This is a genomic window from Sphingomonas psychrolutea (genome assembly GCF_014636175.1).
Taxonomy (GTDB): Bacteria; Pseudomonadota; Alphaproteobacteria; order Sphingomonadales; family Sphingomonadaceae; genus Sphingomonas; species Sphingomonas psychrolutea.
On the sequence record NZ_BMDW01000027.1, the window covers coordinates 1 to 24,101 of the forward strand.

General features: G+C 67.2%; 25 protein-coding genes and 1 other RNA gene. 14 read left to right on the top strand and 12 right to left on the bottom strand.

What is annotated here, in order from left to right:
• Positions 1-233: 233 nt before the first annotated feature.
• Genes IEV62_RS16360 through IEV62_RS16375 form a run of 4 tightly spaced genes read right to left on the bottom strand, consistent with a single transcriptional unit; the run spans position 234 to position 4,305 of the window.
• Positions 234-1,046, bottom strand: coding sequence for a ferredoxin--NADP reductase (locus IEV62_RS16360; protein ID WP_188449392.1), 813 nt, complete (start codon positions 1,044-1,046; stop codon positions 234-236).
• Positions 1,047-1,064: 18 nt separating this feature from the next.
• Positions 1,065-1,913 carry an NAD(+) diphosphatase gene (gene nudC / locus IEV62_RS16365; RefSeq protein ID WP_229733296.1) on the bottom strand — a complete coding sequence of 283 codons (849 nt, stop codon included), beginning with the start codon at positions 1,911-1,913 and terminating at the stop codon, positions 1,065-1,067.
• 23 nt (positions 1,914-1,936) lie between these two features.
• The gene (locus IEV62_RS16370; protein ID WP_188449396.1) at positions 1,937-3,259 is read right to left on the bottom strand and encodes a serine hydrolase domain-containing protein; all 1,323 of its coding nucleotides are present in this window, start codon (positions 3,257-3,259) and stop codon (positions 1,937-1,939) included.
• Positions 3,256-4,305, bottom strand: a complete 1,050-nt coding sequence (locus IEV62_RS16375) for an A/G-specific adenine glycosylase (RefSeq protein ID WP_188449397.1) — start codon at positions 4,303-4,305, stop codon at positions 3,256-3,258. Before IEV62_RS16375 ends, IEV62_RS16370 begins: the two co-directional genes overlap by 4 nt.
• 14 nt (positions 4,306-4,319) lie before the next feature.
• Between IEV62_RS16375 and IEV62_RS16380 the strand changes: the two genes are divergently transcribed.
• The 4 genes from IEV62_RS16380 to IEV62_RS16395 are packed head-to-tail and all read left to right on the top strand — an operon-like array spanning position 4,320 to position 9,785.
• Positions 4,320-4,856 (top strand): DUF721 domain-containing protein, encoded by a 537-nt coding sequence (locus IEV62_RS16380; RefSeq protein WP_188449398.1) that lies wholly within the window; start codon positions 4,320-4,322, stop codon positions 4,854-4,856.
• Positions 4,853-5,581, top strand: a complete 729-nt coding sequence (locus IEV62_RS16385; RefSeq protein WP_188449400.1) for a thioredoxin domain-containing protein — start codon at positions 4,853-4,855, stop codon at positions 5,579-5,581. The genes IEV62_RS16380 and IEV62_RS16385 overlap by 4 nt, the downstream gene beginning before the upstream one ends.
• A 25-nt stretch (positions 5,582-5,606) precedes the next feature.
• Entirely contained in the window at positions 5,607-6,350 is a 744-nt protein-coding gene (locus IEV62_RS16390) for a DsbA family protein (protein WP_188449402.1), read from the top strand.
• Positions 6,351-6,383: 33 nt separating this feature from the next.
• Positions 6,384-9,785, top strand: coding sequence for a chromosome segregation SMC family protein (locus IEV62_RS16395; protein ID WP_188449404.1), 3,402 nt, complete (start codon positions 6,384-6,386; stop codon positions 9,783-9,785).
• A gap of 4 nt (positions 9,786-9,789) precedes the next feature.
• Here the strand turns inward: IEV62_RS16395 and IEV62_RS16400 are convergent, their stop codons facing one another.
• Positions 9,790-10,089 (bottom strand): hypothetical protein, encoded by a 300-nt coding sequence (locus tag IEV62_RS16400; RefSeq protein WP_188449406.1) that lies wholly within the window; start codon positions 10,087-10,089, stop codon positions 9,790-9,792.
• Positions 10,090-10,204: 115 nt separating this feature from the next.
• Between IEV62_RS16400 and IEV62_RS16405 the strand changes: the two genes are divergently transcribed.
• The 3 genes from IEV62_RS16405 to IEV62_RS16415 all read left to right on the top strand — a co-directional run bounded on the left by IEV62_RS16405 (position 10,205) and on the right by IEV62_RS16415 (position 13,317).
• Positions 10,205-11,455, top strand: a complete 1,251-nt coding sequence (locus tag IEV62_RS16405) for a putative DNA modification/repair radical SAM protein (RefSeq protein WP_188449408.1) — start codon at positions 10,205-10,207, stop codon at positions 11,453-11,455.
• A 13-nt stretch (positions 11,456-11,468) separates the two neighbouring features.
• Positions 11,469-12,860 carry a UdgX family uracil-DNA binding protein gene (locus IEV62_RS16410; protein WP_188449483.1) on the top strand — a complete coding sequence of 464 codons (1,392 nt, stop codon included), beginning with the start codon at positions 11,469-11,471 and terminating at the stop codon, positions 12,858-12,860.
• A 64-nt stretch (positions 12,861-12,924) separates the two neighbouring features.
• Positions 12,925-13,317 carry a hypothetical protein gene (locus IEV62_RS16415; protein ID WP_188449410.1) on the top strand — a complete coding sequence of 131 codons (393 nt, stop codon included), beginning with the start codon at positions 12,925-12,927 and terminating at the stop codon, positions 13,315-13,317.
• A gap of 139 nt (positions 13,318-13,456) precedes the next feature.
• On the opposite strand, the gene IEV62_RS16420 is transcribed toward IEV62_RS16415, so the two are convergent.
• Both IEV62_RS16420 and ssrA read right to left on the bottom strand, forming a co-directional pair.
• Positions 13,457-13,972: a TetR family transcriptional regulator gene (locus IEV62_RS16420; RefSeq protein WP_188449412.1), complete on the bottom strand. Its 516-nt coding sequence runs from the start codon at positions 13,970-13,972 to the stop codon at positions 13,457-13,459.
• An 87-nt stretch (positions 13,973-14,059) separates the two neighbouring features.
• Positions 14,060-14,402, bottom strand: a transfer-messenger RNA (tmRNA) gene (ssrA, locus tag IEV62_RS16425).
• 42 nt (positions 14,403-14,444) lie between these two features.
• Here ssrA and IEV62_RS16430 point away from each other — a divergent pair.
• Positions 14,445-14,876, top strand: coding sequence for an RrF2 family transcriptional regulator (locus IEV62_RS16430; protein WP_188449414.1), 432 nt, complete (start codon positions 14,445-14,447; stop codon positions 14,874-14,876).
• Between the two features lie 121 nt (positions 14,877-14,997).
• Here the strand turns inward: IEV62_RS16430 and mscL are convergent, their stop codons facing one another.
• A complete protein-coding gene (gene mscL, locus IEV62_RS16435) occupies positions 14,998-15,426 on the bottom strand; it encodes a large conductance mechanosensitive channel protein MscL (RefSeq protein ID WP_188449416.1) in 429 nt (142 codons plus the stop codon).
• Between the two features lie 81 nt (positions 15,427-15,507).
• On the opposite strand from mscL, the gene IEV62_RS16440 reads away from it, so the two are divergent.
• The 4 genes from IEV62_RS16440 to IEV62_RS16455 are packed head-to-tail and all read left to right on the top strand — an operon-like array spanning position 15,508 to position 18,186.
• A complete protein-coding gene (locus tag IEV62_RS16440) occupies positions 15,508-16,098 on the top strand; it encodes a LemA family protein (protein ID WP_188449418.1) in 591 nt (196 codons plus the stop codon).
• 26 nt (positions 16,099-16,124) lie between these two features.
• Positions 16,125-17,012 carry a TPM domain-containing protein gene (locus tag IEV62_RS16445; RefSeq protein ID WP_188449420.1) on the top strand — a complete coding sequence of 296 codons (888 nt, stop codon included), beginning with the start codon at positions 16,125-16,127 and terminating at the stop codon, positions 17,010-17,012.
• Positions 17,012-17,677: a TPM domain-containing protein gene (locus IEV62_RS16450; protein WP_188449422.1), complete on the top strand. Its 666-nt coding sequence runs from the start codon at positions 17,012-17,014 to the stop codon at positions 17,675-17,677. Before IEV62_RS16445 ends, IEV62_RS16450 begins: the two co-directional genes overlap by 1 nt.
• Positions 17,674-18,186, top strand: coding sequence for an NUDIX hydrolase (locus IEV62_RS16455; protein WP_188449424.1), 513 nt, complete (start codon positions 17,674-17,676; stop codon positions 18,184-18,186). Before IEV62_RS16450 ends, IEV62_RS16455 begins: the two co-directional genes overlap by 4 nt.
• Positions 18,187-18,314: 128 nt before the next feature.
• Here the strand turns inward: IEV62_RS16455 and IEV62_RS16460 are convergent, their stop codons facing one another.
• Positions 18,315-18,596, bottom strand: coding sequence for an ETC complex I subunit (locus IEV62_RS16460; protein ID WP_188449426.1), 282 nt, complete (start codon positions 18,594-18,596; stop codon positions 18,315-18,317).
• Positions 18,597-18,606: 10 nt separating this feature from the next.
• Positions 18,607-21,186: an ATP-dependent helicase HrpB gene (hrpB, locus tag IEV62_RS16465; RefSeq protein WP_188449428.1), complete on the bottom strand. Its 2,580-nt coding sequence runs from the start codon at positions 21,184-21,186 to the stop codon at positions 18,607-18,609.
• Positions 21,187-21,255: 69 nt separating this feature from the next.
• Here hrpB and IEV62_RS16470 point away from each other — a divergent pair, with 69 nt between their 5' ends.
• Positions 21,256-22,224, top strand: coding sequence for a cation diffusion facilitator family transporter (locus IEV62_RS16470; protein ID WP_188449484.1), 969 nt, complete (start codon positions 21,256-21,258; stop codon positions 22,222-22,224).
• Here IEV62_RS16470 and IEV62_RS16475 read toward each other — a convergent pair.
• Positions 22,221-23,249 (bottom strand): polyprenyl synthetase family protein, encoded by a 1,029-nt coding sequence (locus IEV62_RS16475; protein ID WP_188449430.1) that lies wholly within the window; start codon positions 23,247-23,249, stop codon positions 22,221-22,223. The two genes, IEV62_RS16470 and IEV62_RS16475, sit on opposite strands and share 4 nt — an antisense overlap.
• Positions 23,250-23,365: 116 nt before the next feature.
• On the opposite strand from IEV62_RS16475, the gene IEV62_RS16480 reads away from it, so the two are divergent.
• Positions 23,366-23,650, top strand: a complete 285-nt coding sequence (locus IEV62_RS16480) for a chorismate mutase (protein WP_188449432.1) — start codon at positions 23,366-23,368, stop codon at positions 23,648-23,650.
• A 33-nt stretch (positions 23,651-23,683) separates the two neighbouring features.
• On the opposite strand, the gene IEV62_RS16485 is transcribed toward IEV62_RS16480, so the two are convergent.
• Positions 23,684-24,097: a BLUF domain-containing protein gene (locus tag IEV62_RS16485; protein ID WP_229733299.1), complete on the bottom strand. Its 414-nt coding sequence runs from the start codon at positions 24,095-24,097 to the stop codon at positions 23,684-23,686.
• Positions 24,098-24,101 lie beyond the last annotated feature (4 nt).

Sequence of the window (24,101 nt, forward strand, 5' to 3'; positions counted from 1 at the left end):
ATCCCACACGCAGGCACTCGACCTTGGGCTATCTCAGCCCCATGGACTTCGAGAAGCAGGCTCATGTAGTCTAACTTGGTGTCCATGGGACCGGCAGCAACTCACCCTCCCTCTCCCTTTGGGAGAGGGAGGGAGGAGCGAAGCGACGGAAGGGTGAGGGTGAGGGTGACTGCGGTTGATCAAAAGCCAAACGAACGGAACGAGTGGGGAGTTACCCACACCCCCACACCGCCTCACCCCACGAAGGCACGCTCCACCACGAATTGCCCCGGATTGCTCCGCGTCCCCTCGCGCAATCCCGCGGCCTCCAGGATTTCGATCATCTCGCGGTTGAAATCGATCGAGCCGCAGATCATCCAGCGCGTCGTGCTCAGATCGCCCTCGGGCAGACCGACATCGGCGGCGAAGCGGCCGTCGCGGATGCGGTCGGTGACGCGGCCCTGGCGGTGGAAACTGCCGCGCGTCACGGTCGGATAATAGGTAAAGCGATCCGTGAGCAGCTCGCCGAAAATCTCGTCGGTGCGAATGTCTTCCTCGAGCAGCGAGTGGTACGCGAGCTCTTCGGCCTGCCGCACGGTGTGCGCGATCACGATATGGCCGAAGCGCTCATGCGTGTCGGGCTCGCGCAGCACCGACAGGAACGGCGCGAGGCCGGTGCCGGTGCCGATCATCAGCAAATGCGCGCCGGGCTCCAGCGCGTCGGGGACAAGCGTGCCGGTGGGTTTACGCCCGAGCAGGATGTGATCGCCGACTTGCAGATGCTGGAGCCGTGAGGTGAGCGGGCCGTCCTTCACCTTGACCGAGAAGAATTCGAGATGGTCCTCCCACGCCGGGCTGACGATCGAGTAAGCGCGCATCAGCGGCTTGCCCTCGGGCGTGCCGAGCCCGATCATGATGAATTCGCCCGAGACGAAGCGGAAGCTTTGCGGGCGTTCGATGCGGAAGCTGAACAGCGTCTCGGTCCAATGGTGGACCCAGGTCACCTTCGGGCAGAACAAGTCCTTGGCTTCGGCAATCGCCTGAATGTTAACGTTGATATCGGTCATTCGTGCACCTTTTCGGGCTTAGTCTGGCCCCGCGGCCCACGCCGTTAGCAAGGTATGCGCGATTGCATAAGGGGGTGGCGGCAGGAACGGGCCGTCTTCCCCCGCCAGAACCGCGCGCACGACAGCGCGTTCCACCCAGATCGCATCTTCCAGTTCATGCGTGTCGAGCGTGATCGTGTCGTCCTCGGCCATGCCGACACACGCGATCATCAGCGAGGAGGGGAAGGGCCAGGGCTGGCTGGCGATGTAGCGCACGTCGCGCACGCGCACGCCCGCTTCCTCCATGATCTCGCGCGCGACGGCTTCCTCGATCGATTCGCCGGGTTCGAGGAACCCCGCAAGCGCGGAATAGCGGCGCGGTGGGAAGGCGGGCTGGCGGCCCAGCAGCGCGCGACCGTCATGTTCGGCGAGCATGATGACGACCGGGTCGACGCGCGGGAAATGCTCGGCCTGGCAATTCGGGCAGTTGCGGCCCCATCCGGCGCGGAACATCGCGGTCTGGTGCCCGCAATTGGCGCAAAACTGGTGGCGGCTGTGCCAGTCGAGCACGCTGCGCGCCGCGGCATAGGTCGCTGCTTCGCCGGGTGCGAAGGCATCGAGCATCCCGAACAGCCGCATCGACCGCCCCGCCGGCGCGCGCATCCCCGGCGTGTAAGCGGCAAAATGCGGGCGCTTCGACTCGTCGAGCCCGAGCAGGACGAGTTCGGCATCGTCGGGCGCATCGGCGAGCGTGGTCCAGCCGAGCAGGCCGTCGCCGGTCAGCTCGGGCATGAACGCGTCGAGTTTCAACAGCCGTGCGCGCCAGTCGCCCTGCGCCGCCGCGAGCGCGTCGGCATTATGGCGCAGCGTGTCGGCACGATCGAGCATGCCGCCGGTAAAGCCAGGGGCGATCACTTGGCGCGCGCGGCGTCGGTCAGCAGCGCAGCCATGGTTTGCTTGAGCACCGGATATTTCTCGCCCGGGAAGTAATTGACCATGATCGTGCCGCGCGTCCTGGTGATCGGGTTGACCCACGCCTTCGATCCGGCCGCCCCGCCCCAGGCATAGGTGCCCTTGGGCGCGCCGCCGGGCGAATCCGCGAGCACGACCGATCCGCCCGCGCCGAACCCGGTCGTGCCGTTGGACGATCCCTGATTGGTGTAGCTGACACCCGTTGGCAGCAGGTTGGACATCATCAGCTCGGCGGTTTGTGGCTTCATGACGCGGACGCGGCCAATGCTGCCCTTGTTCTGCAGCATGTGCAGGAAACGATCATAGTCGCGCGCCGACATCACCAGACCGGCACCGCCATAGGGAAAGGTCGGCGGCTGGAGCCAGACCGAGGTCGCGCCGGGATCGAGCGCGACGCGGCGATCGGAGAGCAGCGTATAATTGGTGGCAAGCCGCGCCGCGTCGCGCTGCGGCACTGTCCAGAAGCTCGAGCGCAGCTGGAGCGGATCGAAGATATGCCGCTGGACGAAGCGGTCGAAGGGCTCGCCGCTGGCGACCTCGATCACCCGGCCCATGATGTCGAGGCCGATCGAATAGCTCCACACCGTCCCCGGTTCGGCAATAAGCGGTTGCGCGGCGACTGCCTTGGCGAAGGCTTCGAGCGAGCGGGGGCGCAGTGGGCGGGCCTGTGCCTCGCTCGCCGCGTCCGACATCGCCGGGACCAGCCCGAGCCGGAGATACTCCTTGTCGACCGGTCGGCTGAAGATCGGCGCATAGGCCAGCCCGGCAGTATGCGTCAGCAGGTTGCGGATCAGGATCGGGTGCGTCGCGGGGTGGCTGGCAAGCCCGGTCGGGCCATCGACGACGCGCATATGTTTGAATTCTGGAATGTATTTCGACACTGGATCATCAAGGCCGATCTTGCCCTGTTCGATCAGGATCATCGCCGCGGTCGCAGTGACGGGCTTGGTCATCGAATAGACGCGCCACAGGCTGTCGGGCCCGGCGGCTGGCGCGTCGGGTGTGTCGCTGATCTTGCCCGCGCCGACGAACTGGGTCGGGAAATCGCCGACGCCGAAGCCGCCGACGATGCCCGGCATCTTGTCGGTTGCAACGTAGGAGTCGAACAGCGCCTGCGTCGCGGGCAGGGTGCGCGATTTGGCTGGAGCCGCAACGGGTGCGGGCGACGACACTTCCTGTCGTACGGCCTGGCCGGCGAGCGCGGTGCCGGCGAGCAACACGGCGAATGCGGTGGTCGAAAAGACGTGCCGGAAGATCTTCATGTCGCTCTCCTGATCGCTGCCGCCGCCTTGGCGAAAACGCTAGGCAGCCCGACCGAGTCGAGCTCGGTTACGGGCCACCATGCCCCGACCGCGACATGCCCATCTGCGCGCGCGACCGCAAGCGCGAGTTCGAGGCGGAAGTGCGTGAAGACGTGTGCGACGGTGCCGGGCAGCATCTGCCACTCGGCGGGGAAGGGCGGATCGGCGAGGCCGGGCGGCGCGTCGGCCCACGGCCCGGTCGGCAGCGCGCGCATCCCGCCGAGCAGCCCGCGCGGCGGGCGGGTGACGAGCAGGACCTTGCCCGCATCCTCCGCCCAAAAGATCGTGCCGTAGCGTTGTGGCTTGATCGGCTTTGCGCGTTTGACCGGAAAGCCTTCGGGGTTGCCCGCGCGGTAGGCGGCACATCCCGCCGAGAGCGGGCAGGCGAGACAATGGGGAGCGCGCGGGGTGCAGATCGACGACCCCAAATCCATCATCGCTTGCGCGAAATCCCCGGCGCGCAAGTCCGGCGTGATCGTGTCGGTTGCCGCGCGCAAGGCGGGCATTGCGGCGGGAAGCGGTTGTTCAAGTGCGAACAGCCGCGCAACGACGCGCGCGACATTGGCATCGACCACCACCGCACGCTCCCCAAAGGCGATCGCGGCGATGGCGGCGGCGGTGTAGGCGCCGACGCCGGGGAGCTCGCGCAGGCCTTCCTCGGTATTCGGGAAGCCGCCACGCTCAACCACGGAGCGCGCGCAGGCGTGGAGATTGCGGGCGCGAGCATAGTAACCGAGCCCCGCCCAGGCCGCCATCAGATCGGCCTCGGGTGCCGCTGCGAGTGCTTCGACACTCGGCCAGCGCGCGACGAACGCGGCGAAGCGCGGGGTCACCGCGGCGACGGTGGTTTGCTGGAGCATGATCTCCGATAGCCACACGCGGTACGGGTCGGGCGCGTTACTCCCGGGGGCGGCACGCCACGGCAGCGCGCGCGCGTGCGCATCATACCAGGAGAGTAGAGCGTCGGCTGTTTTGGGGGCGATTTCGGATGGGCGCTTGGCGGACACGCCTCGCCTATGGCATGGACGCAGCGATGAGCAAACGCGGCCCCTCCGCCCCCCCGATGGAAAAGCCGCGCGGCGGGCGTGCGCGCTCGGTCGCGGAGCTGCTGCCCGATGCCGGGCGCGCCGCGTTCCGCCGCTTCGGCTTCGTGCAAAGCGCGGTGGTCAGCCGCTGGGGCGAGATCGTCGGGCCGCGCTATGCCGGGGTGTCGACGCCCGAATCGATCCGGTTCCCGCATGGGGAGCGGACCGGGGGGACGCTCAATCTTGTGGTGCGCGGGGCGCATGCGACGATGATGCAGCATATTGCGCCCGAAGTGATCGAACGCGTCAACCGCTTCTTCGGCTATGCCGCGGTGGCCAAAGTGCAGATCCGCCAGGGCGACGTGCCGGTCCCTGCGCCGCGCGCCGCGCCGCCATCGCTCCGGCCAGTCCCGGTCGAGCTCGGCGCGAGCTTGCGCACGATTGCCGATCCGGAATTGAAGGCAGTGCTCGAAGCGCTTGCGGCAGGCGTGGCGGCGACACGTGGCGCCCCGGTGATGGGAGTGGATGAATGAAGCGGCTTGTGACGGCGATCTTTGCGGCGGCGATCCTGGCGGTTCCGGCGGCACACGCCGCGCCGGTTAAGAAGGCGGCACCCGCAAAGCGTGCCACGGCGCGGCCCGACTGGGTCCAAACCGTTGTGCGCACGCCTGAAGGCGGGATGCGGATGGGCAATCCGGCGGCCAAGGTAAAGCTGATCGAATATGGTGCGCGGACGTGCCCGACGTGTGCGGCGTTCACCCTGGGCGGCGTGCCATCGCTGACCAAGAGCTATGTCGCGACCGGGCAAGTTTCCTACGAATTCCGCGATTATCCGATCCATGGCGCGATCGATCTCGCGCCGATCCTGCTCGGTCGCTGCGTGCCGGGCCGCGCGTTTTTCCCGTTGCTCGAGACGATGATGGCGAATCAGCGCGCGCTGATTGGCCGCCCCGACGAGATTCCGCAGGCCAAGCAGGAGGAATTGCAGAAACTGCCGCCCAATGCGGTCGCGGCGTATCTCGGCAAATTCTATGGCTATACCGATTTCATCGTGAAGGCGGGCTTGCCGGTCGCGCGCGCGAAGGCGTGCCTTGCCGATCGCAAGGCGCTGGATGCGATCGTCGCGCAGACCGCCGCGGCCAACAAAGCCTATACCATTCCCGGTACCCCGACCTTTATCGTCAACGGCGTCGTCGCTGACAAGGTGGCCGACTGGACCGGGCTGGAGCCGGTGCTGCGCGCCGCGGGTGCGAAATAACCTTTCTGTCTGGAGTGAGCTTGCCATGAAACTGTCCTTCCCCGTCGTCCTGCTGGCTGCCGTCGCGCTCGCATCGTGCGGCAGCGGCAACACTGGCGGCAACGTCGTCGCCTCTGCGCCGGTCGCGGCCAAAGCGGCACCCGCGGGCAAGAATTGGATCGAGACCGTCGTCAAGACGCCTGACTACGGATTTCGCATGGGTAACCCCGATGCGCCGCTCAAGCTGGTCGAATATGGATCGCGCGCGTGCCCGGCCTGTGCGGCCTTCGATGCCGAGGGCTTTCCAAAGTTGAAGGAACAATATGTCGCGACGGGCAAGGTGTCCTACGAGTTTCGCGAGTATCCGATCCATGGGGCGCTGGATCTCGCACCGATCCTGCTGGGGCGTTGCGTGAGTGAATCGGCCTTTTTCCCGGTGCTTGACCAGATGATGGCGAATCAGCCGACGCTGCTCGCCAACGAACGCGACGTTTCCACGCGGGTCCAGGCGATGCAGGGTGCAACACCCGCCGCGATCGCCACGGCCTATGCCGAAGGGCTGGGCTATCTCGATTTCGTGAAGCAGCGCGGCGTGCCCGAGGCGAAGGCACGGGCGTGCCTGAATGACGCGGCCGAGCTCGAAGCGCTGACCAAATCGACCGAAAAGGCGAACACCGACTATAAGGTCGCCAGCACCCCGACCTTCGTGCTGAACGGTACGCCGGTCGTGCTCGGGCCCGGGGACGTCTGGCCGCAGATCGACTCGGTGCTCAAGCGCTCCGGCGGCTGAGCCGGGAACCCGGGGGACGAGGGGGCCTGACGCGTGCAAATCAAACGGCTGCGATTGTCGGGGTTCAAGAGCTTCGTCGACGCGGCTGACTTGCGGATCGAGCCGGGGCTGACTGGGATCGTCGGGCCCAACGGCTGCGGCAAATCCAATCTGCTCGAAGCGCTGCGCTGGACGATGGGGGAAACCTCGGCCAAGTCGATGCGTGGTGCCGGCATGGACGATGTCATCTTCGCGGGCACCGGCACCCGGCCCGCGCGCGATTTCGCCGAAGTTTCGATGCTGATCGAGGCGGCGGGGCAAGAAAGCGAAATCGTCCGCCGGATCGAACGCGGCGCGGGCTCGGCGTACCGGATCGACGGGCGCGACGTGCGCGCGAAGGATGTGGCGTTGCTGTTCGCCGATTCGGCGACCGGCGCGCATTCCCCCGCGTTGGTCAGCCAGGGGCGGATCGGCGCGATCATCTCCGCCAAACCGGCCGAACGCCGCGCGATGCTTGAGGAAGCCGCCGGGATCGCCGGGCTCCACGTCCGCCGCCGCGATGCCGAGCAGAAATTGCGCGCGACCGAAGTCAATCTCACCCGCCTCGACGAGCTTATTGCGGATCAGGATGCGCGCGCCAATGCGCTCCGGCGGCAAGCGCGGCAGGCCGAGCGCTATCGTGCGCTGTCCGATCAGATTCGCGTGGCGGAGGCGCGGTTGATCTTCGCGCGCTGGCGCGATGCGCAAGCCGCCGCCGATGCGGCCAAAGCGGACGCGGCGCTGTGCGAGACGCGCGTGAGCGCCGCCGCCGAGGCGCAACGCGCGGCGGCGGCGCATGCCTTGGCGGGGACCGAGGCGCTGGCGGCGGCGCGTGGGCACGCGCAGGCCTTGCGCGAAGCGGCGAGCGAGGCGGGGCATCGACTTGGCGGCTTACGCGCTGAGCAAGCAACGGCGGCACGGCGCGTGACCGAAGTGGCGGCGGCGCGCGTGCGGCTGGCCGAGGACCGCGCGCGCGAAGGGTCGCTCGCCAGCGATGCCGCCGAGGCGATTGCGCGGCTGGCGGAGGAGACCAAGGCGCTGGAGGCACGGCTGGCCGAAGCGGTCGCGCGCGTGCCCGACCTGGAGGCGCGGCTGAGTGCGGCCGAGCGCGCCGGGCGTGATGCCGAAGTTGGGCTGGCCCAAGCGCTTGGGCTCCAAGCGACCGAGGCGGCCGATGCGCGCGTGGCCGAGGCGGCGCTGGCGGCGGCGCGGGTGCGGGCGGAACGCAGCGCGCGCGATCTGGCGCGGGTGACGGCGGAGGTCGCGGCGCTGGGCGACGCGGCACCGTTGCTGGCCGGGCGCGCGGCAGCCGTAGCAGCGCGGGCGCGGGCCTTGCGCGAGATTGAGGATGCGCGCGCTGCGCTGACCCGCGCCGATGCGGACGAACGCGGCGCGATCGACCAGCGCGACCGCGCGCAAGCCGCGCGCGCGACCGCGCATGCCGATCTGTCGGCGCTCGACAGCGAAGCGGCGGCGTTGACCAAGGCGACGCGGCGCGAGGGTCGCGAACGGCTGCTCGATCAGCTCCGGCCCGATCCCGGCTATGAGCGCGCTTTGGCGGCGGCGCTGGGCGACGATCTTGAAGCTGGGCTCGATCCGGCGGGCGAGCGCTTTTGGGCGGGGGCGGATGTCGCGCCGGGCGATCCGGATGCGCCCGATGGGACGGTTGCGCTCGCGCGGCATGTCGCGGCACCCCCGGCGCTCGCGCGGCGGCTCGCGCAGATTTTCGTCGGCGACACGGATGAGGGTGTCGCACTCGCGGTCGGGCAACGGCTGGTGACGATGGCGGGCGTGCTGCGGCGCTGGGATGGCTATGTCGCCAAATCGGGCGGCGCGGCGGCGGCCGAGCGGCTCGAGCGGATCAACCGGCTGCGCGCGATCGAAGCGCTGCGGCCAGCGGCGGTCGCGGCGGTCACGGCGGCGGATGGTGAACTCGTCCGGATCGATACGGCGATCGCCGCCGCGCGCGCGGCGGCGCTGGCGGCGCGGCGGTCGCTGGAACAGGCCGAAGCTGCGGCACGCGACGCAGCGCGCTCCGAAGATCGCGCGACCGCCGCGATCGAGCGGATCGAGGCACAGCGCGCCGATCTTGCGGCACGCCACCAACGCACCGTCGCCGAACAGGACGAAGCCACGTCCGAAGTCGCACGCGCCGCGGCGGCGCAAGCGGCGCTTCCCGATGGCAGCGCGACGCGCACGCGGGTGCAGGCGCTGTCGGGCGAAGCCGATGCGCGGCGCACCGCAATCGCCACCGCGCGCGCCGAGCGGGTGGGCCTCGACCGCGACGTGGGTGCCGCGCGCGAGCGGCTGGCGGGGATGGCGGCGGAGGCGAAGGGCTGGCGCACCCGCGCGGGCGAGGCGGCGCGGCGCATCGCCGAGATGGACACGCGCGACGGCGATCTGGCGCGCGAGGCGGCGACGCTGGCGGGGCGGCCCGAGGCGCTGGCGGCGGAGATTGTCGGGCTCGAAGCATCGCATGCGACCGCGCGTGCCGCGGCCGACGCGGCGGCGGTGGCCGAGCGCGCCGCTGAGACCGCGCTGCGCCAGGCCGAGACGGTCGCCTCCGCCGCCGGCGAAGCGCTGGCGCAAGCACGCGAAGCGCGCGCCGGGGCGGCAGCGCGCGCGGAAAATCAGGAATTGCGTCGGGTCGAGATGAACCGCCTGTCGGGCGAGCGCTTCCAATGTCCCTCGATTTTGCTGCCCGAGCGCGTCGGTTTCGACGCGGTGCGGGTGCGCGAGCCGGGCGAGGAATCGGCGAATCACGATAAATTGCTGGTCGACCGCGAGCGGATCGGCCCGGTCAATCTCGTCGCCGAAACCGAACTCGCCGAACTTGAGGCGGCCAGCATCGGCAATGCCGCCGAGCGCGAGGAATTGGGGCTGGCGGTCAACCGGTTGCGCGGCGCGATCGGCACGCTCAACCGCGAGGGGCGGCAGCGGCTATTGGCGGCGTTCGAGGCGGTCGATGGGCATTTCCGGCGGCTGTTCACCACCTTGTTTAATGGCGGGCAAGCGCATCTTGAATTGATCGATTCGGACGATCCGCTCGAAGCAGGTCTCGAAATCATGGCACAGCCGCCGGGCAAGAAGCTCCAGTCGCTGACCCTGTTATCGGGCGGCGAACAGGCGCTGACTGCGGTCGCGCTCATTTTCGGGCTGTTCCTGACCAACCCCGCGCCGATTTGCGTGCTCGACGAAGTCGATGCGCCGCTCGACGATGCCAATATCGAACGTTTTTGCGGGTTACTCGACGCGATGACGCGCGAAACGCAGACGCGCTATCTGATCGTCACGCACAATGCGGTGACGATGAGCCGGATGCACCGCCTGTTCGGCGTGACGATGGTCGAGCAGGGGGTCAGCCGCCTGGTGTCGGTCGATCTCGGCGGCGCGGAAACGCTCCTCGCCGCCGAATAAGATATCAGCGGCAGCGCTTCTTCGCGGTGATCGTGCGATCGATCGCGCGGCCGCCAAGCGCGCCGCCGACGCCGCCTGCGACCGTACCGAGCAAGCCACCGCCAAGGGCATTACCGACCAGCGCACCACCGACGCCGCCCGCAACCAAACCGGTCGTTCCGCTCGAATGGCGGCACGAGCGATATTTGCGATTGTCATGGCTGTAATAGCGATGCTTTTTGGCTTCGGCCTTGTCCACCGGAAGCGACATCGAGACCGGAATTGCGAGCGAAACGGCGGCGAGCGTGAGGAAAATCTTGCGCATAATACGGTCCCTTATGATCCTTGTGGCTGCGTAACGTTCTCAGGCGGCAAAGAGTTGCATCGCCTCGAGCGATCAAAGGCTTGTGTCGCAACGGGTTAGAACATAAACGGAACGCATGGCCCAACTCGATGTCCAGCAGAAACTCGCGATTCTTGCCGATGCGGCGAAATATGATGCGTCGTGCGCGTCATCCGGCTCGGTCAAACGCACGTCGCGCGACGGCAAGGGGATCGGATCGACCGATCAGGGGATGGGAATTTGTCACGCTTATGCGCCCGACGGGCGGTGCATCAGCTTGCTCAAAATCCTGCTCACCAACAGCTGCATCTTCGACTGCCATTATTGCATCAACCGCAAAAGCTCGAACGTGCGGCGCGCGCGCTTCACCGCCGATGAAGTGGTGCGGCTGACGCTAAGCTTTTACCGGCGGAATTATATCGAGGGGCTGTTCCTGTCCTCGGGTATCATCGGCAGCTCCAATTACACGATGGAGCAAATGGTCGAGGTGGCGCGGTCGTTGCGCGAGGACCACCATTTTCGCGGGTACATCCACCTCAAGACGATCCCCGATGCCGATCCCGAACTGGTGCATCGCGCGGGGCTGTATGCCGATCGGCTGTCGATCAACGTGGAATTGCCGACGGTCTCGGGACTTAAGCGACTGGCACCCGAAAAGTCGGCGGAGCGGATCGAAGACGCGATGGCGGGGACAAAAGCGGCGATCCTCGATACGGCGGATGCCAAGAAGCGCTACAAATCCGCACCGCGCTTCGCCCCCGCCGGGCAATCGACACAAATGATCGTCGGGGCCGATGCCGCGACCGATGGCGAGATCGTGACCAAGGCCTCGGCGCTGTACGACCGGTTCGGGTTGCGGCGAGTCTATTATTCGGCGTTCAGCCCGATCCCCGATGCGAGCACGGTGCTGCCGCTGCAACGCCCGCCGTTGATGCGCGAGCATCGGCTGTATCAATCGGACTGGCTGATGCGCTTCTATCATTACACGCCGGGCGATGTGGTCGCAGCGGCAGATGCGACGACGGGGATGCTGCCGCTCGACATCGATCCCAAGCTTGCGTGGGCGCTGAAGTTTCGCGGGAGCTTTCCGGTCGATGTCAACCGCGCCCCGCGCGAGGCGCTGCTGCGGGTGCCAGGACTTGGCGTGAAGGCGGTGGGCGCGATCCTGACCGCGCGGCGCTGGCGGCGGTTACATCTGGCGGATGTCGCGCGGCTGACGGTGTCGGTGGCGAAGGTGCGGCCGTTCCTGATCACCGAGGATTGGCGGCCGGTCGCGCTGTCCGACCGCGCCGAGTTGCGCCCGGTGGTCACACCCAAAGCGGCGCAATTGGAGTTGTTTGCGGCTTGAGGAGGCAGGCGCGATGCATGTCGTAACGCTCGACGACTCCGATGATCTCGACGGCTGGCGCGTCGCCGCGCGCGCGCTAGCGATGGCCGGGGTAAATCCTGCTGACATCGTTTGGCAGGTGGGCGATCAGGCGACCGATCTGTTCGCGGGTGCGGCCGATCCGCTACCGACCAGCGGCACGCCGTTCGCGGTGCCGCGCGCGTTTCTCGATCTTGCGCGCTCGGTCGTGCTGCACCGCGACCCTGAGCGCTTCGCGCTGCTCTACACGTTGCTGGCGCGGCTGCGCGCGCAGCCCGGTGCCATCCAAGACCGGGCCGATCCGCTGGTGCGGCGGCTCGAGCATCTGGCGCAGGAAGTGCGACGCGATATCCACAAGATGCGCGCGTTTCTGCGCTTTCGCGAAGTGGCGGAGCCGGACGGCACGCCGCGCTTCGTCGCGTGGTTCGAGCCCGACCATCATATCCTGCGCTACAATGCGAAGTTCTTCATCGATCGCTTCGCCAGCATGCGCTGGTCGATCCTGACGCCCGATCGGTCGATTCACTGGGACGGCGCGACGCTCAGCGAAGGGCCGGGCGCGGTCAAAGGCGATGCCCCCGCTGGCGATCCGATTGAGGAGGTATGGAAGACCTATTACGCCTCGATCTTCAATCCGGCGCGGGTGAAGATCGGCGCGATGCTCAAGGAAATGCCGCGCAAATATTGGAAGAACATGCCTGAAACCGCGTTGGTGCCGGGGCTGATCGCGGCGGCGCAAGCACGCGAGAGCGGGATGATCGATACGGCGCGGCATGAGGTGGGCGGCAATGTCGCGGCGGCGTGGGCGTTGCTGCGCGACGAGGCGGCGGGGTGCGCGCGTTGCCCACTCCACAAGCCGGCGACGCAGACAGTGTTCGGCGAGGGGCCGGTCGATGCCGCGCTGATGTTCGTCGGTGAGCAGCCCGGCGATCAGGAGGATCTGGCCGGGCGACCCTTCGTCGGCCCGGCAGGTCAAATGTTCGACCGCGCGCTGGCGGCGGCGGGGATCGATCGGGCGGGGGTGTACCTCACCAACGCGGTGAAGCATTTCAAGTTCGAACAGCGCGGCCCCCGCCGCATCCACGCCAAGCCGGGGGTGGGCGAGATCGACGCGTGCCGCTGGTGGGTGGAGCAGGAACGCTTGCTGGTGCGGCCGAAGGTGACGGTGGCGCTCGGCGCGACCGCGGCGCGCAGTTTGCTCGGGCGGACGGTGACGATTGGCAAGGAGCGCGGGCGCGCGCTCCCGCTATCCGACGGGAGTGAGGCATGGATTACCGTGCATCCGAGCTATTTGCTGCGGATCGAGGACAAGGGCACGGTCGCCGAGGCGTTTGAGCACTTCGTCGCGGATTTGCGCGCGGCAAATCAGCGGATCGCCGCCCTCTGATAACACTTGTAGCGATCGCTACAACGCTGTAGGTCACCCGTAGCACTCGCTACGGAGATTGGACATGACGACCTTTACCGCTCGCCAAATCGCGATCCTGATCGTCTTTGGGGCCTTGCTCTGGTTCGGGGCGGCGCTGCTGATCCGCGCGCTCGAACCATTAGGTGCGCTGCGCGGATCGGGGGTGGCGCTCTTTTATGCGGCGCTGATTCCTGGCACCTACCCCTTCATCCTGCTTGCCCGCAAAATCGGACGATTGCAGCCCGGCCAGACGCTGATCGCCGTGGTCATCGCGACGACGACCGCTTCGTTCCTCGATGGCACGGCGCTGATGGTCTATCCGGCGCTCTACGGCGCCGATCGCGGGGGTGCTGGAGCAGCGATCCTGTGGGGCGTCGGGGTCGGGCTGGCGCTCGCGCTCGTAATGGACCGGCCGAAGCGGGGGAACGGTAGGTAGACTTGCGCACCACCAACCGTTCGCCCTGAGCCTGTCCAAGGGCTGCTCACCACTCGCACGGCATACTTTTGTTGCACGCTGCCTTTAGACAGGCTCAGGGTGAACGGTAGAGACTGTGCGACCTTGAGCGGCCAGTGCCCTACAACGCCGCCCGCGCCACATCCTCGAGCCCGATGCTTTTCAACAGCACCATGCCCTCGACCGTCACGAGCAAGCGCGCGGCGTCGCGCGCGCGGTCCGCACTGTCGAGCTGCGCCGCGCCCCAGGCGAGGAAGCCGCGACCGATCCGCCCGCCAATCTCGCGGTACAGCGCATCGCCGTGTCCGGCCCGCGCCGCCATTTCCAGCCATAACCGCATAAACGGCCACAGCGCATCATCGAGCACGATCGGCCCAAGCCGCGCACGCAAAGCGTCGAACGGCAGCGGCGTCGCCGCAGTGTTCGCGCCGAGCAGCAGCACCATCCGCGTGGCGACACGTTCGAGCGTGGCCGCCATGATCTCGGCCTTGTCCTTGAAATGGTAAAGCAACATCCGGTCGCTCAGGCCCGCCGCCGCGGCGAGCGGGCGCAAGCTCGATCCGGCAAGGCCGTGCGCGAGCACATGATCAGCGAGCTTGTCTAACAGCTCGGCGCGCCGGGTATCGGATGTAACCACTGCGCCCCCGGAATGGCCTGCTTCGCCTGACGCGGCTCGCGTCAAAAAGGTGGGGAGTTTCTGTTGCTCGGTACTCCCCGGACCGCCGGTGTCTGCTTCTGTTGCCCGGTGCAGCCCGAACCGCGTTCTTTTGGGGTAACCTAGGCCGTTAGGCCTTTAGTTACGCCGCAATCGCGAGTGCTTCGTTATCGTTAGCACTTGTGGTTTTGAGCCTTTTACAGGTTACTCAGCCCGGGAAAAAACGGCGCTTTTCAATACACGTCGATCCTGGTTCGACCCCGTCAGAGCCCCTCTCGGGAGAGGGGTTTTGGTGGAGTCGCCGGGTACTGCCCCCGGGTCCGCTGCATCTATTGTACGCCGCACTTTATCGCCATAGCCGGACGGATCCGGCGAAACTGATATAGGCGCGCGGCGCGAAATTGCAAAGGCTGCCTTCCACTCGCCACAAATTGCGTGCATTGGGTATAGTATCATGCTGACGCAACGTTCCCGCTACGCCCTTCGTGCAATGCTGTTTTTGGCCGAGGCCCCCGCGGGTGGCCCCCCGATCCCGATGAATCGGATCGCCGCCGAGGCCAACGTCCCGCGCAAGTTCCTCGAGCTGATCCTGGCCGATCTGCGCGAGGCGGGTTTCCTGCACAGTCACCGCGGCAAGATGGGCGGCTATTGCCTGTCGCGCCCGACGCATTTGATTTCGCTCGGCGAGATCATCCGCGTCATCGAAGGGCCGCTTGCGCTGGTCCCGTGCGTCAGCCGCACCGCGTATCGCAGTTGCAAGGATTGCAAGGACGAAGCGACGTGCGCGATCCGCCACGCAATGCTGCGCGTACGCGACGAGACCGCGCGGATTCTCGACGGCACCAGCCTGGCCGATGCGGCGGCCGAGGAATTGGTCGCGGCTTAAATTCCCTCTCCCTCTGGGAGCGGCAGGGAGGAGCGAAGCGACGGAAGGGTGAGGGCGACGATGGTTCGCCAATCACCCTCATCCGGCCCTGCGGGCCACCTTCTCCCAGTAGGAGAAGGAATTAGCGCTTCTTCAATTCGTCCCTGATTTCGCGCAGCAGCGTCACATCCGCCGGTTCGACCGGCTCTGCGACCACTTCCGGCGCTGGCGGCATCATCCGGTTCACCGCGCGCACGAGAAGGAAAATGATGAACGCGATGATCACAAAATTGACCGCCGCCGTCACGAACGCGCCATAGCCCAGCAACGGCATGCCAGCCTTTTTGAGCGCGGCATAATCGGACGATCCGGCGAGCGCGGCGGGCACCGTGCCCAGCACCACGAAATAGCTCGAAAAATCGAGTCCACCGAAAATTTTGCCGATCACCGGCATGATGACATCATCTGTCAGTGAGGTGATGATCTTGCCGAACGCCGCGCCGATGATCACCGCGACCGCGAGATCGAGCACGTTGCCGCGCGCGATGAAGGTCTTGAACTCCTTGAACATGACGTGTGCCCTCCCGATTTCGCTTCGTGTCGCCACCCTACGCAGGTATCAAGGCGGCACAAGTTCTGGAGGGACACGTCAATGAAGTATCGCACCCTGTTCGCACTCACCGCCAGCGTTACGCTGGCAGGCTGCGGCCTCAACAGCGTGCCGACGGCGGAAGAGAACGCCAAGGCGAAATGGGCCGATGTCGAGAATTACTATCAGCGCCGCGCCGATCTGATCCCCAATCTGGTCGCGACGGTGAAGGCGGCCGGCGCGCAGGAAAAGGCGATCCTGGTCGAGGTGACGCAGGCCCGCGCATCGGCCAGTCAGGTCAAAATATCGGGCGCGGACCTCAACGATCCGGCCAAGGTGCAGGCCTATGAGCGGGCGCAGAACGGCGTGACACTGTCGCTGCAGCGCTTTCAGGAGGCTTACCCCGAGCTGAAATCGCAAGGCAATTACGCCACGCTGATGTCCCAGCTTGAGGGTAGCGAGAACCGCATTTCGACCGCGCGGCACGATTATAACGACGCGGTGCAATCGTATAACACGACGATCCGCACCTTTCCCGATGCGATCGGCGCCAAGGTGTTTTACGGTGCCAAGCCGCTGGTGCCGTTCAAGGCGACCACGCCGGGGGCGGAAGCCGCGCCATCCGTCGCGAACGCATTCGGCAACACCAACTGAACGATCCGGGCCGGAGGCCCATTTTTATGCGCCTGATTCAGGCTATTCTCGCGGCGTGCGCTGCGCTGCTGCTGGGGCTGTCCCCGGCAGCGGCGCAGACCTATCCGAAATTTACCGGTTTGGTCGTCGATGCCGCCAACGTCCTGCCCGCCGCAACCAAGGCGGATCTTAACGCAAAGCTGCAGGCCTTGCAGCGCGATACCAAACGACAATTGGTGGTGGCGACGATCCCCGATCTGCAGGGGCGGGAGCTGGTCGAATATGGCGTTGGCCTGGGTCGCGCGTGGGGCGTGGGGCTGAAGGACGTCGATAATGGCGCGATCCTGTTCATCGCGCCGAACGAACCCGCGGGCCGTCGCGGGCCGCGACTCGAGGTCGGACGCGGGCTCGAACCGTTCCTGACCGATGCCTTCTCCAGCGTGATGATCCGCGGCGTGATGCTGCCCAAGCTCAGACAGTCGAACGATATTCCCGGCGCACTGGAAGCGGGGACGGACGCGATCATCGCGCAGCTTCGCGCGTCGCCCGAGGAGCAGAAGGCGCGGCTCGATGCGGCGGCGGCAGAATTCGATCGCACCCACCGTACGGCGCGATCGGGCGGCGGCGGGATCCCGGTCGGGTTGATCATTTTCGGTTTCATCGCGGCGTTTGTGTTGCTGTCGTTCGGGCGGCGCGCGGGCGGCCAAAAATATGCCGCGCGCGGTGGTGACGGCGGTTTGATGCCGATCATCCTGTGGGGCATCGCCAATGAAATCGGTAATCAGGCGTCGCGCGGAAGCTGGGGCGGCGGCGGCTCGGGCTTTGGCGGCGGCGGTTCCGGCGGCGGCAGCGATTCGGGCGGCTGGGGCGGCAGCGATTTCAGCGGCGGCGGCGGCGGCGATTTCGGTGGCGGCGGCGCGTCGGGGGATTGGTGATGGCACAGTTCGTTCTCACCCCAGCCGACCGTGATCGTGTGACCGAGGCCGTCGCCGCGGCCGAACGCGGCACCGATGGCGAGATCGTCACGATCGTGGCGGGCAGTTCCGATCGCTATCAGGATGTCCCGCTGCATTATGCGGTGCTGGCGATGCTGTTGGCGGCGGCGCTCGCGACGATCGATGTGGATTGGCTCAGCTGGGGCGGCAGCGCGTGGGAGGCGGTCGATGCGGGGCGCATCCTGCTCGGCCTCGTCATCGTACAAGCCGTGCTGTTCCTGGCGGTGCGCTATGCGGTTGCGTGGACGCCGCTCAAAATGGCGCTGACGCCGCGCGCGACCAAGCGGCGGCGCGTGCGGCGGCGCGCTGTGCAATTTTTCAAGGTGGGCGCCGAACGCCGCACCCAAGCGCGCGTCGGCATCCTGCTCTATCTATCGACCGACGAGCATATGGCCGAGCTGATCGCCGACGAAGCGATCGTGCGCGCGGTGCCGGCCGAGCGCTGGGGCGAGGCGATGGCGGCCTTGGTCGGGGCTGTGCGCGACGGGCGATCGGGCGATGGAATGGTCGCGGCGGTCACCGCGATCGGCGCGATTCTGAGCGAGAGCTTCCCCAAGACGACCGACGATGTCAACGAACTGCCCGACCGGGTGATCGAGCTTTGAGCGCCGAGACCGTCTGGGAAGGCAAATATATCAAGGTGCTGCAGGACGGCACGTGGGAATATGTGGCGCGCGCGCGCGGGATTCAGGCGGCGGTGATTCTCGCGGTCGAGGACGGGCATGTCCTGCTGGTCGAGCAATATCGCGTGCCGCTCGGGCGGCGCTGTCTGGAGTTACCGGCCGGATTGGTCGGCGACGAGGATGCCGGCGAGAGCGTCGTGGCGTCGGCCGCGCGCGAGCTGGAGGAGGAAACCGGCTATCGCGCGCGCGCGATCACACCGCTTGGCTTTTTCCATTCCTCGCCGGGGATGGTGTCCGAAGGGTTCACGCTGGTGCGCGCGACCGGGCTCGAGCGCGTCGGGCCGGGTGGCGGGGATGCGGGCGAGGACATCACGGTGTTGCGCGTGCCGGTGGCGGGGATTGCGGATTTGGTCGCCGCCAAACGTGCCGAGGGCGTGGCGATCGACGTGAAGGTGCTGCTGCTGCTCGGCGCGGGGATGCTGGCGGGCTAGCGTTCTTCGTCACCCCGGCCTTGTGCCGGGGTCCACCCATCCGTCGGCACTGTGCTGCGTGAGATGCGAGCGCGGTGCCGCTTGCACCGTGGACCCCGGCACAAGGCCGGGGTGACGGAAGAAAAATCCTACCGGAAATTATCCGCGTAAGACTGCAGTTTCAGCGTCCGCTCCGGCGCCGCAACCACGGTGAACGCCAGCCCCTGCCGCTCGGCATAAGCGATTGCGGCCGCTTGCGTCGGGAAAGTGAGGCGGACCTGATCGTTGGTGTCGCCTGATCCCGCCCAGCCGGTCAGCGGATCGGGGCGCTTGGCCTCGGCGGGTGCGAATTCGAGCACCCAGATGCTGGTGCGGGCACGGCCCGACGACATGGAATTTTTCGGGCGTTGATAGATTCGGGCGGTCGACATGGTTGCTCCCTTATCGCGCTTTTCCCGCCCGCGCATCCGCGTTTTTTGTGCGCAGCGTTGCAGGCGCGGCGGCGGGGTCGTCGGGCCAGGGGTGGCGCGGATAGCGACCGCGCATTTCGCGTGCCACGTCGGCCCAACTGCCCGCCCAAAAGCCCGGCAAATCGCGCGTCGTCTGGATCGGGCGACCGGCGGGCGAGGTGAGGCTGAGCACCAATGGCACGCGCCCGCCCGCGACCATCGGGTGGGTGGCGAGGCCGAACAGCGCTTGCGGGCGGAGCTCGACGCGCGGGCCGCCCTCGGCCGCATAATCGATTGCGTGCGTCGATCCGGCGGGGCTGGTGAAATGCGTCGGCGCGAGGCGGTCGATCGTGCGCAGCGCGTCCCAATCGATCAAACCGCGCAAGGCCTCGGTGAGCGTGCCCGGGTCGACCGCGTCGAGGCGGCGCTTGTTCGCGAGCAGCGGGGCGAGCCAGTCCTCGGCACTTTCGAGCAGCGTCGCATCGTCGAGCGCAAGCTCGGCGCCGCCATGCGCGGCGGCAAAGGCGGCGCGGTGGCGCAGCGCGAGCGCGGCGTCGCTCCACGGCAAACGCGCGAGGCCATGGCTGCGAACGCCTTCCAGCAAGGCAGTGGCGATCGCTTCCGGGTCGGCGTTGGCGTCCGGCCCGCTCGACAGGCGCAGCGCGCCGAGGCGACGTTCGCGTAACGCCTGGACGCCGCCGTTCGCCGGATCGAAGCTCACACTGCGGTGCGTCGCGATCCGCTCGCCGAACAATGCCTCGATCGTGGCGAGGTCGATCGCGGCGGCGGAGAGGATCCGCGCGCTCGCGGCCATGCCCTGCGTTTCGGCAACCGCGAGCCATTCCTCGCGCGCGAGGCTTGAAGTGGCATCAAGCTTGAACCCGCGCCCGCCGACCGAGGCCCAGGCCTCGCCCGATGCATCACGGCGACGCGCGATGCGGTCGGGAAAGGCGAGGGCGATGGCCAAACCTTCTCCCCTCCCTGAAAGGGAGGGGCTGGGGGTGGGTTGGTGTGAGGAGAGTGCGGCGCTCCCCCGGGAGCGACCCACCCCCAACCCCTCCCTTCCAGGGAGGGGAGAAAGAAGCGACGCCCACCGCTTCGCCAGCTTCCGCCCCGCCTCGGCACGCTGCCCTCGCTCGCTGTGCCATCGCCGCCGCCGCGTCTCCAAATCCACGTCATTCCCGCCGAGCCCGCGCTCGCCGAGCAACACCGCAACCTCCGCCGCGACCGCACCCAGCCCGCGTTCGCCGCTGCGCACCAGCATATGCCCAAGCCGCGGGCTGAGCGGCAGGCGTGCAATCGCGTGGCCGTGCGCGGTCGGGCGGCCATCGCCGTCGAGCGCTTCCAGCGCCAGCAACCGCGCGCGCGCCTCCTGCACCGCCGCTTCGGACGGCGGATCGAGCCAGCGCAGGCTGCGCGGGTCGGTAACGCCCCAGAGCGCGCAATCGAGCGTCAGCGCCGACAGATCGGCCTCGAGGATTTCGGGCGGGTCGAAGCGCGGCAGCCCCGCCGTCGCCGCTTCCTCCCACAACCGATAGGCGACGCCCGGCATTTGCCGCGCGGCGCGACCGGCGCGTTGCGTGACGGCGGCCTGGCTCGCGCGTTCGGTGACGAGCCGGGTCATCCCCGCCGCACGATCATAACGCGGGCGGCGCGCGAGGCCGGAATCGACCACCACCGAGATGCCGTCGAGCGTCAGGCTGGTTTCGGCGATGCTCGTCGCGAGCACGATCTTGCGACGGCCCTCGGGATCGGGCGCGATCGCGGCGCGCTGTGCGGCGGGATCGAGGCTACCGTGGAGCCGGTGCAGCACAATGCCGCTACCGAGCCCGTCGAGCCGCTCGGCGGTCCGCTCGATCTCCGCGACCCCGGGCAGGAACGCAAGCACACCGCCCGTTTCCTCGCGCAAAGCGAGCCGAATCGCGACGGCGACCGAATCCTCGATCCGCGCTTCGGCGGCGCGGCCGATATGGCGCAGTGTCAGCGGGTGCATCCGCCCCGCGCTTTCGATGGCCGGTGCGTCGCCCATCAGGACGGAAAAGCGCGCGCCGTCGAGCGTCGCCGACATCGCCACCAGCCGGAGATCTGGCCTGAGCGCGCCTTGCGCATCGAGCGCGAGCGCGAGGCCGAAATCGCTGTCGAGGCTGCGTTCATGCACTTCGTCGAACAGCACGGCGGACACGCCGGTGAGTTCGGGGTCGGCCTGAATCCGCGCGACGAAAATCCCCTCGGTCACCACCGTCACGCGCGTTGCGGCCGAGCGCTTCGAATCCATCCGGGTCGCATAGCCGAAGGTGTGGCCGACGCCCTCGCCCGCATTGGCCGCCATGCGTTCGGCGGCGGCGCGCGCGGCAAGGCGGCGCGGCGAGAGCAACAGGATTTCGCCGCTGCACCACGGCTCGGTGAGGAGCGCGGGTGCCACCGCAGTCGTCTTGCCCGCGCCCGGCGGCGCGACCAGCACGGCGTTCGCGCAGTCTTGCAGCGACGCGAGCAGATCGGGCATGACGGCATGGATCGGCAGCGCGGTTTGCCCGCGGGGGGATCGCTCGGGTTCGGCTGACAGATTTGTCATGCCCGGGGTCCTAGTATCTCACGGGGGGCTGATGCTAGCGTCTTCCTTTATTTGACGAAAGCGAGTGCATTGGCCGGACATAGCCACAGTCATCACGGGCACGACCATGGGCACGATCACGGGCATGGCCATAGCCATAGCCACGGGCATGGCCACGCCCATGCGCCGCCCGCCGGGCACGACCGCGCGTTTGCGATCGGCATCGGGCTCAACCTCGCGTTTGTCGGGGCGGAGGTGGTGTTCGGGCTGATCGCGGGGTCGGTCGCGTTGCTCGCCGATGCCGGGCATAATCTGTCCGACGTGCTCGGGCTGTGCGCGGCCTGGGCGGCGATTGCGCTGGGCAAGCGCGCTGCGTCGAAGCGTTTTACCTATGGCTTGAAGGGATCGACGATCCTCGCCGCGTTGCTCAACGCGTTGCTGTTGCTGGTGGCGCTCGGCGCGATCGTGCTGGAGGCGGTGCAGCGCTTCGCTTCGCCTGCACCGATTGACGGGCCGATGGTGGCGTGGGTCGCGGGTGCCGGGATCCTGGTCAACGGCGCGACCGCGCTGCTGTTCATGCGCGACCGCAAAAACGACATCAACATTCGCGGCGCCTATCTCCACATGCTGAGCGACGCGATAGTTTCGGCCGGCGTGGTCGTGGCGGGCCTGGTGATCTGGTGGACGGGCGCGGTGTGGATCGATCCGCTGGTGAGCATCATCATCGCGGTGCTGATCTTCCTGCAGACCTGGGGCTTGCTCAAGGAATCGATCGAAATGGCGCTGTCGGCGGTGCCGCGCGGGATCGATTCGGACAAAGTGTGGAGCGAATTGCGCACGCTGCCCGGCGTGGCGCGCGTCCATCACGTCCATATCTGGCCGATGAGCACGACCGAGACGGTGCTGACCGCGCATCTGGTGATGCCGGGCGGGCATCCCGGCGATGCGTTTCTTGATCATGCCCGTGGGATGTTGAAGGAGCGTTTCGGGATCGGCCATGCCACGTTGCAGGTGGAACTGGCGGGCGGGGAGACGCCTGCGGCGAAGGTCGGCTGCTAGTACGCCCGCGCCACCGCGAATTCGACCGCCTCGACCATCACTTCCTTCGCCTTGCTGTTGGCAAAGATGCCCAGCGCATCGATCGCGCGCTGGCCATAATGCCGGGCGCGGGCGAGCGTGTCGTCGACCGCGCGAGTCGAGCGGACGAGCTCGATCGCGCGCGCGAAATCCTCGTCGCGGTTGCGGTGCCCCTCGATGGCGGCCTTCCAGAAGGTGCGATCCTCGGCCGAGCCGCGCGCATAGGCCAGGATCACCGGCAGCGTCGCTTTGCCTTCGCGGAAATCGTCGCCGGCATCCTTGCCCATCGTGTCGGCGTCGGACACGTAGTCGATCGCGTCGTCGACCAATTGGAAGGCAATGCCGAGGTTGCGGCCATAGGCATCAAGCGCAAGCTCTTCCGCTTCGGGCCGTTCGGCCACCACCGCCGCGACGCGGCAGGCGGCGGCGAACAACGCTGCGGTCTTCGCGCCGATAATGTCGAGATAGCGTTCCTCGGGCGTGTCCACCCGGCGTGCGGCGGTCAGCTGATTGACCTCGCCCTCGGCGATGATCGCGCTGGCGCCCGACAGGATGCCGAGCACTTTCAGCGATCCGTCCTCGACCATCAGCTCGAACGAGCGGCTGAACAGGAAATCGCCGACCAGCACGCTCGCCGGATTACCCCAGATCAGATTGGCGGTGCGTTTGCCGCGGCGCAGGTCCGATCCATCGACGACATCGTCATGGAGCAAGGTGGCGGTGTGGATAAATTCGACCGCCGCGGCGAGCCGGTGGTGGCGCGTGCCCATATACCCAAGCAGCCGCGCGCTCGCGAGCGTCAGCATCGGGCGCATCCGCTTGCCGCCGCCCGCGATCAAATGCCCGGCGAGTTCAGGGATCAGCGGGATCTGCGATTGCATCCGCGACAGGATGACCGCGTTGACCATGTTCATGTCGCCCGTGACCAGCGCGACCATCGGATCGAGCGAGGCGGCGGGGCGGCCCGGATCGCGGTGCGGGTCAAGGCGGTGGATCGTGGCGGTCATCGTAGCCGGGATGTGGCGTTGCCGCTGCCCAAAGGCAAGCCTTTCCCGACTTGCGCAGGCGCGCGGCGGCACGCAAAAGGACGATCCCGGACGATATTCGGGATGGGGAGTGCGCGGTGATCGACGAAACGCTGAACGGATACCGCCAAAGCATCGACAATATCGATGCTGCCTTGGTGTGCATGCTGGCCGAACGCTTCAAGGTCACGCAGGCGGTTGGGCGCTATAAGGCGACCGCCGGGCTGCCCCCGGCCGATCCAGGGCGCGAGGAAGCGCAGATCACGCGGCTCCGCGGTCTGGCGCGCGATGCCAATCTCGATCCCGATTTTAGCGAGAAATTCTTGCGCTTCATCATCGACGAAGTGATCCGGCATCATGAACGGGTGCGGGACGGGGGGTAGGCGGCGGACACTGCGGGGCTAAACCCCACACGATCAAACCGCAGGCGTTGGACGTTGGCGCGCGATGGCGGCGACTCGCTCGAAAATCTGCCGCACGGTTGTGGCAGATGCTGCTTCGAACGCGCCAGCCATGACCTCCGCCGGGGACCACGCCATTGACGGCATTTCGTCATCGAGCATGCTCCATTCGGGAAACATCCGCGTCTCAACCGTATCGGACAGCAACAATCGAACCTCGGAATGGCGATCGTCGCGCAGGATGCGGGCGTAGAGCGCATCGATTGCCGGGGCCGCGCCTTCGATCAGTTGAAGATACAGATCGTGGCGGCAAATCAGCGCGCCGGTAATGGCGTCCCGCGCATTGTTACGCCGCGCACCCACCAGGATCCCGGCAAGCATCGCGCGATCGAACCCGAACGGTTGCGAGCGATAGATCACCTGTTTCACGGCA